Origin of the sequence: Xanthomonas sp. NCPPB 3761 (assembly GCF_041475705.2) — a bacterium.
In the GTDB taxonomy this organism is placed as follows: domain Bacteria; phylum Pseudomonadota; class Gammaproteobacteria; order Xanthomonadales; family Xanthomonadaceae; genus Xanthomonas; species Xanthomonas phaseoli.
Genome location: NZ_CM191262.1, coordinates 13,574 through 27,801, shown reverse-complemented (window position 1 = coordinate 27,801; position 14,228 = coordinate 13,574). Strand labels below are relative to the sequence as shown.

The window sequence follows — 14,228 nt, the reverse complement described above, 5'->3', positions numbered from 1 at the left end:
TGCTTCGCGCATAATCCGGTCAGCTCCGCGCTGCGGGGCGCCTTATCTCTTTGTCGGAGTGCTTCATGCGCGTAGCCGTCCTGTCCGTTGCCCTGTCGCTGGCCCTGTTCGCGTCGCCTGGTTGGGCGCAGAAGGCCGGCCCCGCCGCCGCCCAGGCCAGCGCGGACGACCCGGAAGCCAATGAAGCCGCTGTGTCCAAGGTGCCGCTGGATGAGATCCGCCGTTTCGTGGCGGTCTACAACGCGGTCAAGCAGGCCTACGTCGACCCGGTCGAAGACAAGAAGCTGATGCACTCCGCCGTGCGCGGCCTGCTCTCGGACCTGGACCCGCACAGCACCTATTTCGACAAGGAAGATGCCGAAGCCTTCGACGAACAGGCCACCGGCGCCTACGACGGCATCGGCGTGGAATTGCTGCAGCAGCAGGACAACACCCTCAAGGTGATCGCGCCGATCGACGACACCCCGGCCGCGCGCGCCGGCATCCGCGCCGGCGATGTGATCGTGGCCATCGATGGCAAGCCGATCGATGCCAGCAAGGCGATGGAGCCGCTGCGCGGCGAATCCGGCAGCAAGGTCGTGTTGACCATCATGCGCGACAAGACGCCCAAGCCGTTCGATGTGACCCTGCAGCGCGAAACCATCCGCGTGGCCAGCGTGCGCAGCAAGCTGCTGGAGCCGGGCTACGGCTACATCCGCATCAGCACCTTCCAGGCCGACACCGGTGCCGACTTCCAGAAGAACCTCAAGCAGTTGCAGGCCGGCGGCAAGTTGCGCGGCCTGGTGCTGGATCTGCGCAGCAACCCCGGTGGTCTGCTGACCTCGGCCGTGCAGGTGGCCGACGATTTGCTGGACAAGGGCAATATCGTCAGCACGCGCGGGCGCATCTCGATCAGCGATGCCAAGTTCGACGCCACCCCGGGCGATCTGCTCAATGGCGCACCGGTCGTGGTGCTGGTGGACGCCGGCTCGGCCAGTGCCTCGGAAGTGCTGGCCGGCGCGCTGCGCGACAACAAGCGCGCACGCATCATCGGCAGCCGCACCTTCGGCAAGGGCTCGGTGCAGACCGTGCTGCCGCTGGACAACGGCGACTCGGTCAAGCTCACCACCGCGCGCTATTACACGCCCAGCGGCAAGTCGATCCAGGCCAGCGGCATCGTGCCGGACGTCCTGCTCACGCCCGAACCGCAGCCGGGCGACGCCGATGTGCCGGCCAGCCTGACCGACTACAGCGAAGCCACCTTACCGGGCCACCTGCGCGGCGACGACGAAGGCGAAGAGGGCTACAGCGCCGGCGACGTGCTGCCGGGCGACGGCCCGATCGCCGAAGCCCTGGCCGAACTCAAGCAACCCGGCTCCGCCGCCAAGGCGCAAGCCGCGCGCAAGGCCAAGGCGCAAGCAGCGCAGAAGGCGAAGGCCGCCAGCAAGACCGGTGCCGAGCCCAAGCCGGCGGCAGCGCGCCCGGCGACCACGGACAAAGCCAAACCGGCAGAACCGGCAGGCAAGGCCAAGCCGGCCACTGCGCCCGCAGCGCCAGCCGAACCGGTGCAGCCGTCGCCGCCAGCAAACAAGCCAACGTCCAGCGAACCGGCCAACTGAGAGCGGCCACCGCAACGTCGCGGCCCGTCGTCAGGCGGGCTTGGTGGTCTCACGGGGATCGGTGTGGGAGTGGTGCATGCGGCACCCGACATCGATGGCCGCGCACCTGGCAGCAGCGCGTGGCCGGTCGGCTGCTTCAAGGCCGCGCTAGCCCGCGGGCAACCACACCCGCTGCGTTGTGGCCAACACCTCGGGATTGACCAGGTTGCGCGGTGTGCCCGCGGCGAACGCCAGCACATTGTCGAACGCCGCGCCGAAATACAGCGCGTAGCTGTCGCGCTCCACGTAGCCCAGATGCGGTGTCGCCAGCACGCGCGCATGCCGCAGCAGCGGATCGCGCGGGTCCAGCACCGGCTCGTGCTCGAACACATCCAGCGCGGCCTGCGCCGGCCGGCCCGCGTCCAACGCAGCGAGCAAGGCGCCCGGGGCGATCAACTCGGCGCGGCTGGTGTTGACCAGCAACGCGTCCTCGCGCATGCGCGCCAGATCCTGTGCGGTCACGTCGTGCCGTGTCTGCGCAGTCAGGCGCCGATGCAGCGACAGCACGTCGCTGCATTCGAACAGTTCCTCGCGGCTGCCCGCGATCGCGAACCCATCGCGTGCTGCCTGCGCACAGGATGCCGGCCCGCCCCACACCAACACCTGCATGCCGAACGCGCGCCCGAAGCCGGCCACGCGTTGGCCAATCCGCCCATAACTCCAGATGCCCAGCGTGCGCCCATGCAGCACGCGGCCCAAGCCGGGATCTCCAAGCGCCTGCCAGCGGCCCTGCCGCAAGGCATGCTGGTAGTCGGTCAGCCGGCGGCTGGCCGACAGGATCAGCGCCCAGGTCAGCTCGGCCGGCGCCACCGGCGAACCGACGCCTTCGGCCACCGCCACACCCAATGCGGTGCACGCGGCCACATCCACGTGCGCGCCGACGCGCCCGGTCTGGCTGATCAGTTTCAGCCGCGGCAGCCGTTGCAGCAGCGCCGCATCCACCCGCGTGCGTTCGCGGATCAGCACCAACGCGTCGGCGTCGGCCAGAGATGCGGCGCGCGCATCGAGCTCCGCATCCAACGCACCCAGCACCTGCACCTGGTGGCCCTGCAGTTGCTGCAGGCAGGGCAGCTGCGCAACGGCGCCCTGGTCGTCGTCGGGCACCACGATGCGCATCAGCGTGGCTTGGTCGGCGAGGGGAACGGGGTGACCACCTTGTCGCCGGTGGTGGCATCGCGAATCACCGACTGGCCTTTTTTCTCGACTTCTTCGATCCGCACGATGCTCTGCATCGGCAGGTGCAAGGTCTTGGTATTGCCGAATTCCTCGCGCAGGCGTTCTTCGGTGGGGTCCACCACCAGCCCGTCGTGCACGTCGAACACCAGCTCGCCGATCTGGTTGAAGCCCCACAGATGGCTGCCGGTGACCTCGCGCGCGTAGAGCTCGTACACCTTGCCGTGATTGAGGAAGGTGACTTTGTACAGAGACTTGGACATGCGCCCGATTATAGGCGCGCGCCTGGACAGCGACGTGCGCCGCATCGCGCCGGCACCTCGGCCGCACGGGTGGCGGCCTGCGGCTACAGCGTGTGTGCTGCGCGCCTCAGAAACCGTGGCGCTTGCGCAGCCGCCGCGCGATCGCCGCGCGCACGTACAGGCCGTACACGATGCCGAACACGAAGCCAGCGATATGCGCCGACCACGCCACCATGCCGAACGCCGGCCCGATATAGGCGAACACCACCTGCAGCAGCGCCCAGGCGCCGATCAACAACGGCGCCGGCACCCGGATGAATTCCAGAAACACGCCCAGCGGCAGCACCACGCCCAGCTTGGCGCCGGGAAACAGCGCCAGATACGTGCCGATCAATGCCGACACCGCGCCCGAGGCGCCGATGATCACCCGGTCCGGCGTGCCGATGGCAAAGATCGCCGCCAGGTTGGAGGCCGCGCCGCCCACCAGGAACAGCAGCAACAACCGCCACGGGCCCAGGATGCGTTCGGCCGGCAGCCCGAAGATCAGCAGGAACACCAGGTTGCCGAGCAGATGCGACCAGTCCGCGTGCAGGAACAGCGCGGTGAACAGGCGCAGCACGCTGCCGTCGCGCAAGGTGGCCCACCAGTCGCCCAGATTGGAGACCCCGCTGGAGAGCGCGCCCCAGTCCAGCCACAAGGTATTGCGCGCCTCGCCCGGCCGGCTGATCGACCACAGATACGCCAGCCACACCGCGGCGAACAGCAACGGCACCGCCCAGCGCGGGGTGGGTTTCTTGCGGGAAGGGAGAGAGACGAACATCGGACGGGGACAATAGCCGGTCCACGCTGCTGAACCCAACCCTAACCTGACAGCACGTTCAGCGCGCGCCTCGTTATTGTTCGGTTAATCGTCATGGGTATACTGCGTACGGCGTCGTATGTCGGGGGGGGGGGGGGCTCCGGCGCGCTCCGGGCACAGGATTGGTGCTGGACGCGGGCGCTGAACCGACCATTGCAGTCTTTATCCGGAGAGCTACAACTTATGTCTACCGCTTCCACTCTCAGCCGCGCCACCCTGTTGGCCGTCGGTATCGCTGGCGTGCTGGCCGTTGGTCAGGCGCACGGCGCCGCGTTCCAGCTGAAAGAAAACAGCGCCAAGGGCCTCGGCCGCGCATTCGCAGGTTCGGGCAGCGCCCCGGATGATGCCTCCATCATCGCCAACAACCCGGCAGGCATGCGCCAGCTGGACGGTCGCCTGTTCCAGGCCGACGTCAGCGCCATCAGCTTCTCGGCCAAGTTCCAGCCCGACACCGCGGCCTACGCCAACGGCGCTCCGGTCTCCGGCGGCAACGGCGGCGACGCCGGCATGATCGCGCCGGTCCCGGCGATGTACTTCCACGTGCCGTTCGGCGAGAACGACAACATGCACCTGGGCACCTCGCTGACCGTGCCCTTCGGCTTCAAGACCGAATACGACCGCGACTGGGTCGGCCGCTACCACGGCACCAAGACCGAGCTGCAGGCGATCGACTTCAACGTCGCATTCTCCTATGACGTGAACCCGTACGTGTCCTTCGGTGCCTCGGTGTTCGCCGAGCGTCTGGATATCGACCTGGCCAACGCGGTGGACTTCGGCAGCGTGCTGGCTGCGCGCCGCGTGCCGGGCTTCGCGCCGGGCAGCGCCGATGGCTACTCGCGCATCAAGGGCGACAGCACCGAAGTGGGCTTCACCCTGGGCGGCTTGTTCAGCATCGATGAGAACACCCACATCGGCTTCAGCTACCGCTCGCAGGTGGAACACAAGATCACCGACGGCACCGCCGACTTCACCGTGCCGGGCAGTGCTGCCGCCGTGCTGGGCGTGGCCGCGCCGGGTACCTTCGTCGATACCAAGGGCCGCGCCACCGTCAAGCTGCCGGCCAGCGCCACCGCCAGCTTCACGCACAACGTGAACGAGCAGTGGTCGATCATGGCCGACGTGACCCGCACCGCCTGGAGCAAGTTCGACCAGGTGACCGTGGACTTCGCGTCCAACCAGCCCGACAGCGTGCTGGACTTCTCCTACCGCGATACCACCTTCGCCTCGATCGGTGCCGACTACCGCATGAGCGATACGGTGACCCTGCGCGGCGGCCTGGCCTACGACCAGACCCCGACCACGGCCGAACACCGCGACGTGCGCGTGCCGGACGCAAGCCGCAAGTGGGTGTCGCTGGGCATGAGCTGGCGTCCGTCGGCGCAGACCGAGTACAACTTCGGTTACACCCACCTGTTCACCAGCGACCCGACCAGCGACACCCGCAGTGCCACCGGCGACCGTCTGGCCGGCAGCTACGACGTGAAGGGCGACGTGCTGGCCGCTTCGATCAACTACAAGTTCTGATCGCCGCAGCACGCGTTGCGTGACGAAAAACCCCGCTTCGGCGGGGTTTTTCTTTGGTGCCTTGCACGCGCCACCCACGACACGGGCGGCCGGCACCAAGCAACGAGCAAAGAGCAAAGCGGGCAGGACAGATCGCCTCGGCGCAGCGCTTGCCCACCCTGCGCGACGGCCCACGTCAACACGCACTGGTGATCCCGACAACCTCGCGCGCGGATCCCGCCGGCACGCAACGCCTGCCGAACGCTGCAGCCGGCGCGCCGGATTGCTATGGTCAGGCGCATGAGCCAACCCGACTTCATCCAGATCACCGACAACGCCATCGCGCGCGAGGATTGCCTGGCCATCGTGCAGCGCATGCGCCAGAGCCAGCAGCTGCATCCGGGCCGCATCGGCGGCGGTGTGTTCCCAAACCTCAAACACAGCCGCGATCTGCGCATCAGCGGGATGGCCGAATGGGCGGAAGTGGAAAGCCGCCTGCAACAGGCCGTGTTCGAGGGCCTGCTCACCTATCTGCGGCAGTATCCGCAAGCGCTGATTTCACCGCTGATGCTGCAGGTGACCACGCCCGATGGCACACCGCATCGCCTGGTGGCCGAGGATATCGCGCAGATGAGCGACCAGGCGCTGGGCGATCTGGCACGCACCTGCCTGCGCCCGGGCGCGATCAATCTGCAGTGGTACACCGCCGACCAGGGCGGCTACCCGTACTGGCATTGCGAGCTGTATCCGCGCGATGCCAATGCCGAAACGCTGCATCGGCATCTGCTGTGGACGCTGTATCTCAACGAGGAATTCGCGCAGGGCGAAACCGAATTCCTGTTCCAGCAACGCAAGGCGCGCCCACGCACCGGCAGCCTGCTGATCGCTCCCACCGCCTTCACCCACACCCACCGCGGCAACCGCCCGGTGGGGGGCGACAAGTTCATTGCCACCAGCTGGATTCTGTTTCAGTCGGCGCAGGCGCTTTACGGCGGGGAATAGGGAATCGGGAATGGGCACTCGCAACGGCGGGGCTTTCGGCGGTGGCTGTTGCTGTTGTTTTGCCGACGCCCCATTCCCGCAACTGCACAGCGCTTGAGTACGCCCTGCATTGCAATGCTTCGGCTCGCTCCTTCGTCCAGTACATCTCGCTTGCACCGCGCCTCGTTAGTAAGAATACTAACTGGATGCAGAAGAACTCTTTCCCCAGCGCGAGCGCGGCAACCGAGCGGGATGTCCGCAGCTCGCGCACGGTCATCAAGGGGCGCGGCACCACCGCCTACGTGCCCGGTCGCTTCTCGGTCACCACCGCCGTCGAGATAGACGATGGCTGGGGCGCGCCCGATGCCGATGGCGAGACTGCCATGCGTCCCAAGACCGTGGTGGCCGAGGAAATCGCGCGCAGCATCATCAGCCGCAACAACTCGCCCGACATCGGGTTCTCGCAGTCGGTGAACCCGTACCGGGGATGTGAGCATGGCTGCGTGTACTGCTTTGCCAGACCCTCCCACGCGTATCTGGATCTGTCGCCAGGGCTGGATTTCGAAACGCGGATCTTCGCCAAGCCGAATGCGGCGGCCCTGCTGCGCGCCGAGATCGCACGCCCGTCCTACCAGTGCTCGGCGATCGCGCTGGGAATCAATACCGACGCCTACCAGCCCGCCGAGCGGCGCCTGCACATTTCCCGGCAATGCCTGGAAGTGCTTGCGCAGGCCCGCCACCCGGTCAGCTTCGTGACTAAGGCGGCGTTGATCGAACGCGATATCGATGTGCTGGCCGAGATGGCGCAGCACAACCTGGTATCGGTGTATTTCTCGGTCACCACGCTCGACAATCGTCTTGCAGCGAAGATGGAGCCGCGCGCCGCCGCGCCACACGCGCGACTGCGCGCGATGCAGGCGCTGCACGCTGCCGGCGTGCCGGTGGGCGTGCTGGTCGCTCCGGTCATCCCGATGATCAACGACAAGGAACTGGAGCGCATTCTGGACGCGGCCGCAGCCCACGGCGCACGTTCGGCCGGCTACGCGTTGCTGCGCCTGCCGCACGAACTCACCCAGTTATGGCGCGAGTGGCTTGAGCTGCACTATCCCGATCGTGCCAGGCACGTCATGAGCCTGATCCAGCAGATGCGCGGCGGCAAGGACTACGACAGCCGCTTCGGCAAGCGCATGGTGGGCGAGGGCCCGTTTGCAGAGCTGATCGCGCAGCGTTTTTCCATCGCGTATCGGCGGCTTGGATTCGGTCGGCTGCCCAGGCTCGATACCACGCAGTTCCGTCCGCCCAAACCGGACACGCCGCAGCTGGACTTGTTTTGATCCTGCCGGATCTGTCTGCACCACCCGCAGCGGCCTCGACCACCGACGCATACAACGCGTCCGGCAGCAGTACCTGACCATGGCGCCAGCGCCGGCCACGCGCTGCAGCACGTCCGGCAGATGGCTACAAGGTGATGCCGTGGAAGGGTTGCAGTACGATCTGCGCAATGGCCGAACGTCCAACCTCGAAGGCTTGCTGATACGCCGCATCGGCAATCATCTGCTTGAAGGCGGATCGATCCGGATACCGCACCAGCGTGACCGCATCCCACGGATGTGCCTGGCCCGCGGTCAGCACCGGCAGGCCGTCACCGCTGAAGACAATCTGCGCGCCGAACCGGGCCAGGATCGGCTCGGCCAGCCGCAGGTACTGGTGATAGCGCTGCCGTCCGCCATCGGGCTGGAAGCGAATCAGGTTCAACATGACGATCGCCGAGGTGTCCTCGTTGTCCAGGAATGCAGCGAGCGCATCGGGTGAAAACGCAACCATGTCAGTCTCCTTGGTCTGGCTTCCGCGCAAGGGAAGCGGCCAACACACGCTAGCGTTGCGCCGTGCCAGAAACTGTCAGTAACGAACGCCAGTCGCGGTCCTGTTGTCGCCATTGCTTCACCAGCGCCTGGCGCGACTGCGGGTAACGCGTTTCCAGCAGTGCCTGTACCTGCAACCGATCGACACGAAAATGCCGGAACGCGCAGCGGCGCTCGCACCAGGCTGCCAGGACGCGCACGTCGTCGAAATACACCAGGGCGATCGGCCAGACGATGCGCTCGGACGGCGTGTCGTGCGCATCGACATAGCCGATCGCCAGTTTGCATCGCCGACGAATGGCGTCGCGCAACACGGCGGTCTGCGGATGATCGACCGACTCGGATGTGGAAGCGGCGGTAAGAATCGCCGGCGGCGCGATGTCCGTGCCGGCGCCATCGCCGTGCTTTCTGGCAGACAGGATCTTCGCCAGGGCGCTTTCACCATTTCTGGCCAAGGCAGGATCGGCCCGTTGTTTGACCCAATCCAGGCCAAGCATGACCGCATCCAGTTCCTCCTGCGAAAACGCCAGCGATGGCAGGAAGAATCCCGGCTTCAGGCAATAGCCAACGCCGGCTTGGCCCTCCAACGGCGCACCGAGCGCGCGCAAGGTGTCGATATCCCGGTAGACGCTTCGCTGCGATACACCCAACTCGCACGCCAGCGCAGCTGCCGACACCGGCAATCGATGTGCGCGCAGCAGGCCGAGCAGTTCAAACAGGCGAGTTGTCCTGGACATCCATCAGCCTTCGCGCGGCAGCCTTGCATTCCGGCGCTCATCCTAGCGTGTCGGCACGGCCGGCTTGCGCTGCCACCAGCACTGCGGCGCGCTTTATCGCTCTTCGATGTAGCGTGACCTATCGAAGGCCAGCGGGTGCCAGGCAGGTGCGACGGGCAGGGGCAAGATGCCGACGTCAACGGCGCAGGGTCTGCCGTTCCTGCCTGGTGGGCGCAGGGCGTGCAAGGCGCTAGTCGCGGCAATGGGGGGGGTGCCGTCGCCGCGTCGGGCACATGGGCCGCCTGCGATCATCGCAACGCCGCGTGCGCCCCGTAGAATCCGCGCATGCCCGCACTTGCACAGGGCGCGTGGGAGTGGCTGGCCACCATTCCCCACCTCGAAGCGCTCCTCCTGGCCGCCTATGTGCTGTACCTGCTGTGGATCGCCGGCTGGATCGTGCTGCAGAAGCGCGAACCGGTGGCCACGCTGAGCTGGGTGTTGTCGCTGGCGGCACTGCCGTACCTGGGGCTGCTGATCTACTACTGGCTGGGCCCGCAGAAGGTCAAACGGCAGCGGCTGCGGCGCGGGCGCTCGCGCTCGGGCATGGAGAGCTACAGCAGCGTCTGTCCGCCGGATGCCGATTGCACCGAGCTGGCCAAGATCGCCCAGTCCACCACCGGGCTGGCGCCCAGCAGCGCCACCGAAGTGCACTGGCTGGTGGATGGTGCTGCCACGTACGCCGCCATCATCCAAGCGATCCGGGGCGCACGCGACCATATCCACCTGGAGTACTACATCTTCCAGCCCGACCACAGCGGCACTGCAATTTGCGATGCGCTGATGGAACGTGCCCGTGCCGGGGTCAAGGTGCGGCTGCTGCTGGATGCGATCGGCTCCTCGGCAATGACCCGACGCGCCTTGCGCACGCTGCGCGAAGCCGGGGTGGAAACCGCCTGGTTCCATCCCTCGCAATTGCTCAAGCCGTTCAAGCGGCCGTGGTTGAACCTGCGCACCCACCGCAAGGTGATCGTCATCGATGGCCGCATCGGCTTCACCGGCGGCATCAACGTCACCGACGACGAAAACGAGCAGGTACGCAAGCAGGCGTATCGCGATCTGCACGTGCGCCTGCAAGGCCATGTGGTGCGCAGTCTGCAGCTGGTGTTCCTGGAGGACTGGCTTTATGCCACCGGCCAGGGCCGCGCGGCCTTCCACGGCCAGCAGCTATGGCCGGACGATATGCCCACCCGCGCGCAGGGCACGGTGGAGGCGCAGGTGCTGGTGTCCGGCCCGGATTCGTCGTGGGAAGCGATCCACCGCCTGATGGTCGCCGCCATCCATGAAGCCAATCATCGCGTGTGGCTGGTCACTCCGTACTTCGTGCCCGGCGAAGCGGCGCGCATGGCGCTGACCTCGGCCGCGCTCGGCGGGCTGGACGTGCGCCTGCTGGTGCCGCGCGTGAGCGATTCGCGCCTGGTCACCTACGCGGCGCGCTCGTATTTCGACGAGTTGCTGGAAGCCGGTGTCCGCATCTATGAGTACGGCCCGCGCATGCTGCACACCAAGGCGCTGCTGGCCGACGACGATGTCTGCATCGTCGGCAGCGCCAATTTCGACAGCCGCAGCTTCCGGCTGAATTTCGAGTTGTCGATGCTGTTCCGCGACCAGGCAGTGGCGGCAGAGATGGCCGGGCTGATCGGCACCGATCTGCAGCAGGCGCAGGAGGTGCAATTCGCGCGGCACCGGCCGTTATGGCGCTCGCGCCTGCCGGAAGCCTTCGCCAGGCTGCTGTCGCCGCTGCTCTGACCAACGGCGCGGTGCCCACGTGGAACCGCGCCGGGTGCGGCGCTACACTGCCGCCACTGAACGGGGAGCTCGTCATGCACTGGCTGTTTCTGCTTATGTCACTGGGTGCGCTGGTGCTGGCTTTCAGCACGCCGCACGTGTGGTTGCTGGTGGTTTCGCTGCTGGTGGCGTTGTTGCTGCTGCTGTTGTGGACGCGCGGCTGGTTCGCCTCGCGCATGGGCGACACCCAGCGCGATACCAGCAGCATGATCGACCCGGCCGAGCTGCGCCGCCTGCGCGAGCTGGCAGAAGCACGCAAGTCGGCCGCCCTGGCCGCCGCACGCGACAGCGAGCCGCAGGCCTGATCACCGCATGACCACCCAGCTCAGCGTCAACGTCAACAAGATCGCCGTTCTGCGCAACTCGCGCGGCGGCGCCGACCCGGACGTGGTGCAGGCCGCACGCGCCTGCATTGCCGCAGGCGCCCACGGCATCACCGTGCATCCGCGCCCGGATCAGCGGCATATCCGTGCCGACGACGTGCTGGCGCTCAGTGCGCTCACGCGCGCGCAGGCGGTGGAATTCAATATCGAAGGCAATCCGTTCGCGCCACCGCGCGCAGGCTACCCGGGGTTGCTGGAATTGTGCCGTGCCACGCGCCCACAGCAGATCACCCTGGTGCCGGACGGCGACGGGCAACTGACCTCCGATCACGGCTTCGATTTTGCGCAGGACACCACGCAGCTGGCCGAGCTGATCACAGCGTTCAAGCGGCTGGGCAGCCGGGTCAGCCTGTTCGTCGATGCGGGTAACCCGGACATCGCCCGCGCAGCCACGCTCGGTGCAGACCGTATCGAGTTGTACACCGGCCCCTATGCCCACGCGCACGCCAGCGGCCAGGCCGAAACCGCATTGGCGCTGTTCGCCAACGCCGCCCAGCGTGCCAGTGCCGCAGGCCTGGGCATCAATGCCGGGCACGATTTGTCGCAAGCCAACCTGGGCGATTTTCTCGCCGCTGTGCCGGGCGTGCTGGAAGTGTCGATCGGCCACGCCTTGATCAGCGAAGCCCTGTATCAGGGACTGGAAGCAAGCGTGCGCGCGTACGTGGACATCCTGCGTAGCGGCCACGTTAGCGCTTGAGTTGATGCGGTAACGTCGGCATCGGTGATCGATGCCTGGGTTGGCGACAACGACCATCGCGTAAGTGGATGCTGCGCAGGAACGTCACGACGAGCGCTTGATTCGCGATGGTCAATTGTTGCCGGTGAGGAACACCCTTGATGAACTCCCATGCCTATCGCGTCCGAAGACGCGATGCGGCACCAGGGCCACCGCATCGCGCGATGTTGCATGCACTGCACGTGGCCAAGCGCAGTACGTGCTTGCAGAAACACTACTGCACGAAGGCGATGCGCTGCACTTGCGCGTTCTTTGCAGCCGCCAGCACGCTGGCCATCACGGCATACTCGGCGTCCGCACTGGCGGCGATGCGCAGTTCCGGTTGATTTCCTGCAGTTGCCTGCATCTGCTCGGTAATCCCCCCGCCCATTAGCAGACGCCAGAAGTGGAATTTTCTCGTCCCCTTTCCCGAGGAGGTTCCATGAAGAAGTCCCGCTTTACCGACAGCCAGATCATCGCCGTGCTCAAGCAGGCCCAGGCCGGTGCGCCCGTGCCGGAGCTGTGCCGCGAGCACGGCATCAGCTCGGCCACGTTCTACAAGTGGCGCAGCAAGTTCGGCGGCATGGACGTGTCCATGGTCGCGCGCATGAAGGAGCTGGAGGAGGAGAACCGCCGGCTCAAGAAGATGTACGCCGAGGCGCAGCTCAGTACCGACCTGCTGAAGGAAGCGCTCGCAAAAAAATGGTGAGGCCATCTCAGCGACGCGAGATGGCCCAATCGGCAGTCACGAGCGGGCGTACGAACATCCGCCACGCCTGCCAGGCCTTCGCGGTGAGCCAGACCTGCTTCCGCTACCAGGCCAAGGCCAGCGAGCAGAACGCCCGGATCGCCGACTGGCTGGTCCGCCTGACGACCGCCCATCGCGACTGGGGCTTTGGCCTGTGCTACCTGTACCTGCGCAACGTGAAGGGCTTTGGCTGGAATCACAAGCGGGTCTACCGGATCTACCGCGAGCTGGAGTTGAACCTGCGGATCAAGCCGAGGAAGCGGCTGGTGCGTGAGCGGCCCGAGCCTCTGGCGGTGCCGGAGGCTATCAACCAGGTCTGGTCGATGGACTTCATGCACGACCAGTTGGCCGACGGCCGCAGCTTCCGGCTGTTCAATGTGCTCGACGACTTCAATCGCGAGGGGCTGGGGATCGAGGTGGATCTGTCGCTGCCGTCAGCCCGTGTGATCCGATCGCTGGAGCAGATCATCGAGTGGCGCGGCAAGCCCGCCGTGATCCGCTGCGACAACGGCCCTGAATACATCAGTGGCGCGTTGCTGTCCTGGGCGCAGCGGCATGGTATCCGGGTCGAGCACATCCAGCCGGGCAAGCCACAGCAGAACGCCTACGTTGAACGCTACAACCGCACCATCCGCTACGCCTGGCTCGCCCAAACCCTGTTCGACACCATCGACCAGGTGCAGGACAAAGCCACCCGCTGGCTATGGACGTACAACCACGAGCGTCCGAATATGGCGCTCGGCGGCATCACGCCTGCCATGAAGTTGGCGATGGCCGCTTAGCTCCACTTCTGGCGACCGCTAAAAGTGGGGGGATTACCGCTCGACCAACCTGGACTGAAGTTGCTGCAACGTCACCGGGCTGGCGTTCCAGAACAACTGTCCGTCGTCATCCAGCCGCACTGCGATCGGTGCAGGCGGCTGGAGTGGTACGCGCGGTTGGTGGGTGGCTTGCGGCAGATCCACCGCGATTGTCCGCGTCACCATCGGTGCGGTGACGATAAAGATGATCAACAACACCAACATGACATCCACCAGCGGGGTGACATTGATGCCTGCCAACGGTCCCCGATTCCCTGTCGTACTGAAAGCCATGACTGCCTCCGGTTCTGTGATCGTGGGTGCTGCACGGCCGAGCAGACGCTTGCTGCAGCAATAGGGAAGGGGCTGGAGCGGCCACCACAAGTGCGGACACCTCCGCTGGTGGTGGCGTGTGTCTGTAAGAAGAGTTCGCATTGCCAGTCTTTGGTCGAACAGATACACAGTGGTCTCCCGCAATTCACCAGCCGACAAGACGGGCGCCCGCAGCTTGCGCATTCCGGCATGCGGTAGGCATCGATGTCCGCGTAGAAAATCCATGCATGCGGAAAGGGACAGATGGCAATGCGAGGTCTTGGGCCACAGCGACTTGCGATGAAGATCCACAGTGCCCAACCAGCATTCGCGCATCGGCTTGTATGTGTGTCGAAGGCAGGTTGCGTTGGCTTCGTTTGCTGCGATCGCAAACAGGTCACTGGTAATTTGCCGTCGCAGGCAGGCGGCACGGACTCGGCATGACCTCGGGA

At 66.0% G+C, this 14,228-nt stretch carries 13 protein-coding genes and 2 pseudogenes; 8 read left to right on the top strand and 7 right to left on the bottom strand.

Annotation, left to right across the window (positions count from 1 at the left end; all coding sequences use genetic code 11):
* The first annotated feature begins 65 nt into the window (after window positions 1–65).
* Window positions 66–1,598 carry a S41 family peptidase gene (locus ACCQ00_RS00130; protein ID WP_039583548.1) on the top strand — a complete coding sequence of 511 codons (1,533 nt, stop codon included), beginning with the start codon at window positions 66–68 and terminating at the stop codon, window positions 1,596–1,598.
* Window positions 1,599–1,745: 147 nt separating this feature from the next.
* Here the strand turns inward: ACCQ00_RS00130 and ACCQ00_RS00125 are convergent, their stop codons facing one another.
* From ACCQ00_RS00125 to ACCQ00_RS00115, 3 genes are all read right to left on the bottom strand, one after another.
* Window positions 1,746–2,753, bottom strand: a complete 1,008-nt coding sequence (locus ACCQ00_RS00125; RefSeq protein ID WP_039570007.1) for a D-2-hydroxyacid dehydrogenase family protein — start codon at window positions 2,751–2,753, stop codon at window positions 1,746–1,748.
* On the bottom strand, window positions 2,753–3,073 hold the full coding sequence (locus ACCQ00_RS00120; protein ID WP_039570005.1) for a DUF1820 family protein: 321 nt from the start codon (window positions 3,071–3,073) through the stop codon (window positions 2,753–2,755). Before ACCQ00_RS00120 ends, ACCQ00_RS00125 begins: the two co-directional genes overlap by 1 nt.
* 106 nt (window positions 3,074–3,179) lie before the next feature.
* On the bottom strand, window positions 3,180–3,872 hold the full coding sequence (locus tag ACCQ00_RS00115) for a rhomboid family intramembrane serine protease (RefSeq protein ID WP_017155963.1): 693 nt from the start codon (window positions 3,870–3,872) through the stop codon (window positions 3,180–3,182).
* A gap of 222 nt (window positions 3,873–4,094) precedes the next feature.
* Between ACCQ00_RS00115 and ACCQ00_RS00110 the strand changes: the two genes are divergently transcribed.
* The 3 genes from ACCQ00_RS00110 to ACCQ00_RS00100 all read left to right on the top strand — a co-directional run bounded on the left by ACCQ00_RS00110 (window position 4,095) and on the right by ACCQ00_RS00100 (window position 7,729).
* Window positions 4,095–5,435 carry an outer membrane protein transport protein gene (locus tag ACCQ00_RS00110; RefSeq protein ID WP_011345782.1) on the top strand — a complete coding sequence of 447 codons (1,341 nt, stop codon included), beginning with the start codon at window positions 4,095–4,097 and terminating at the stop codon, window positions 5,433–5,435.
* Window positions 5,436–5,714: 279 nt separating this feature from the next.
* Window positions 5,715–6,416 (top strand): 2OG-Fe(II) oxygenase, encoded by a 702-nt coding sequence (locus ACCQ00_RS00105; protein ID WP_039575347.1) that lies wholly within the window; start codon window positions 5,715–5,717, stop codon window positions 6,414–6,416.
* A gap of 185 nt (window positions 6,417–6,601) precedes the next feature.
* The gene (locus ACCQ00_RS00100; RefSeq protein WP_046736051.1) at window positions 6,602–7,729 is read left to right on the top strand and encodes a PA0069 family radical SAM protein; all 1,128 of its coding nucleotides are present in this window, start codon (window positions 6,602–6,604) and stop codon (window positions 7,727–7,729) included.
* A 124-nt stretch (window positions 7,730–7,853) separates the two neighbouring features.
* Here the strand turns inward: ACCQ00_RS00100 and ACCQ00_RS00095 are convergent, their stop codons facing one another.
* Window positions 7,854–8,219 carry a DUF1330 domain-containing protein gene (locus ACCQ00_RS00095; RefSeq protein WP_017155966.1) on the bottom strand — a complete coding sequence of 122 codons (366 nt, stop codon included), beginning with the start codon at window positions 8,217–8,219 and terminating at the stop codon, window positions 7,854–7,856.
* 49 nt (window positions 8,220–8,268) lie between these two features.
* Entirely contained in the window at window positions 8,269–8,994 is a 726-nt protein-coding gene (locus tag ACCQ00_RS00090) for a helix-turn-helix transcriptional regulator (protein WP_039575344.1), read from the bottom strand.
* Between the two features lie 324 nt (window positions 8,995–9,318).
* Between ACCQ00_RS00090 and cls the strand changes: the two genes are divergently transcribed.
* From cls to ACCQ00_RS00075, 3 genes are all read left to right on the top strand, one after another.
* Window positions 9,319–10,779: a cardiolipin synthase gene (cls, locus tag ACCQ00_RS00085; protein ID WP_039575341.1), complete on the top strand. Its 1,461-nt coding sequence runs from the start codon at window positions 9,319–9,321 to the stop codon at window positions 10,777–10,779.
* A gap of 74 nt (window positions 10,780–10,853) precedes the next feature.
* The gene (locus tag ACCQ00_RS00080) at window positions 10,854–11,123 is read left to right on the top strand and encodes a hypothetical protein (RefSeq protein ID WP_039575338.1); all 270 of its coding nucleotides are present in this window, start codon (window positions 10,854–10,856) and stop codon (window positions 11,121–11,123) included.
* A 7-nt stretch (window positions 11,124–11,130) separates the two neighbouring features.
* A complete protein-coding gene (locus ACCQ00_RS00075; RefSeq protein ID WP_039575336.1) occupies window positions 11,131–11,898 on the top strand; it encodes a pyridoxine 5'-phosphate synthase in 768 nt (255 codons plus the stop codon).
* Between the two features lie 253 nt (window positions 11,899–12,151).
* On the opposite strand, the pseudogene ACCQ00_RS00070 reads toward ACCQ00_RS00075, so the two are convergent.
* A pseudogene (locus ACCQ00_RS00070) lies at window positions 12,152–12,295 on the bottom strand (biopolymer transporter ExbD); the annotation flags it as partial.
* Between the two features lie 63 nt (window positions 12,296–12,358).
* Here ACCQ00_RS00070 and ACCQ00_RS00065 point away from each other — a divergent pair.
* Window positions 12,359–13,446 (top strand): IS3-like element ISXac2 family transposase gene (locus tag ACCQ00_RS00065; protein WP_099770635.1). Its coding sequence is split into 2 segments (ribosomal slippage): window positions 12,359–12,611 and window positions 12,611–13,446, totalling 1,089 coding nucleotides; the frame shifts between segments, so codons are not numbered across the junction.
* 39 nt (window positions 13,447–13,485) lie between these two features.
* On the opposite strand, the pseudogene ACCQ00_RS00060 reads toward ACCQ00_RS00065, so the two are convergent.
* Window positions 13,486–13,758, bottom strand: a pseudogene (locus ACCQ00_RS00060) (ExbD/TolR family protein); the annotation flags it as partial.
* Window positions 13,759–14,228: the final 470 nt, after the last annotated feature.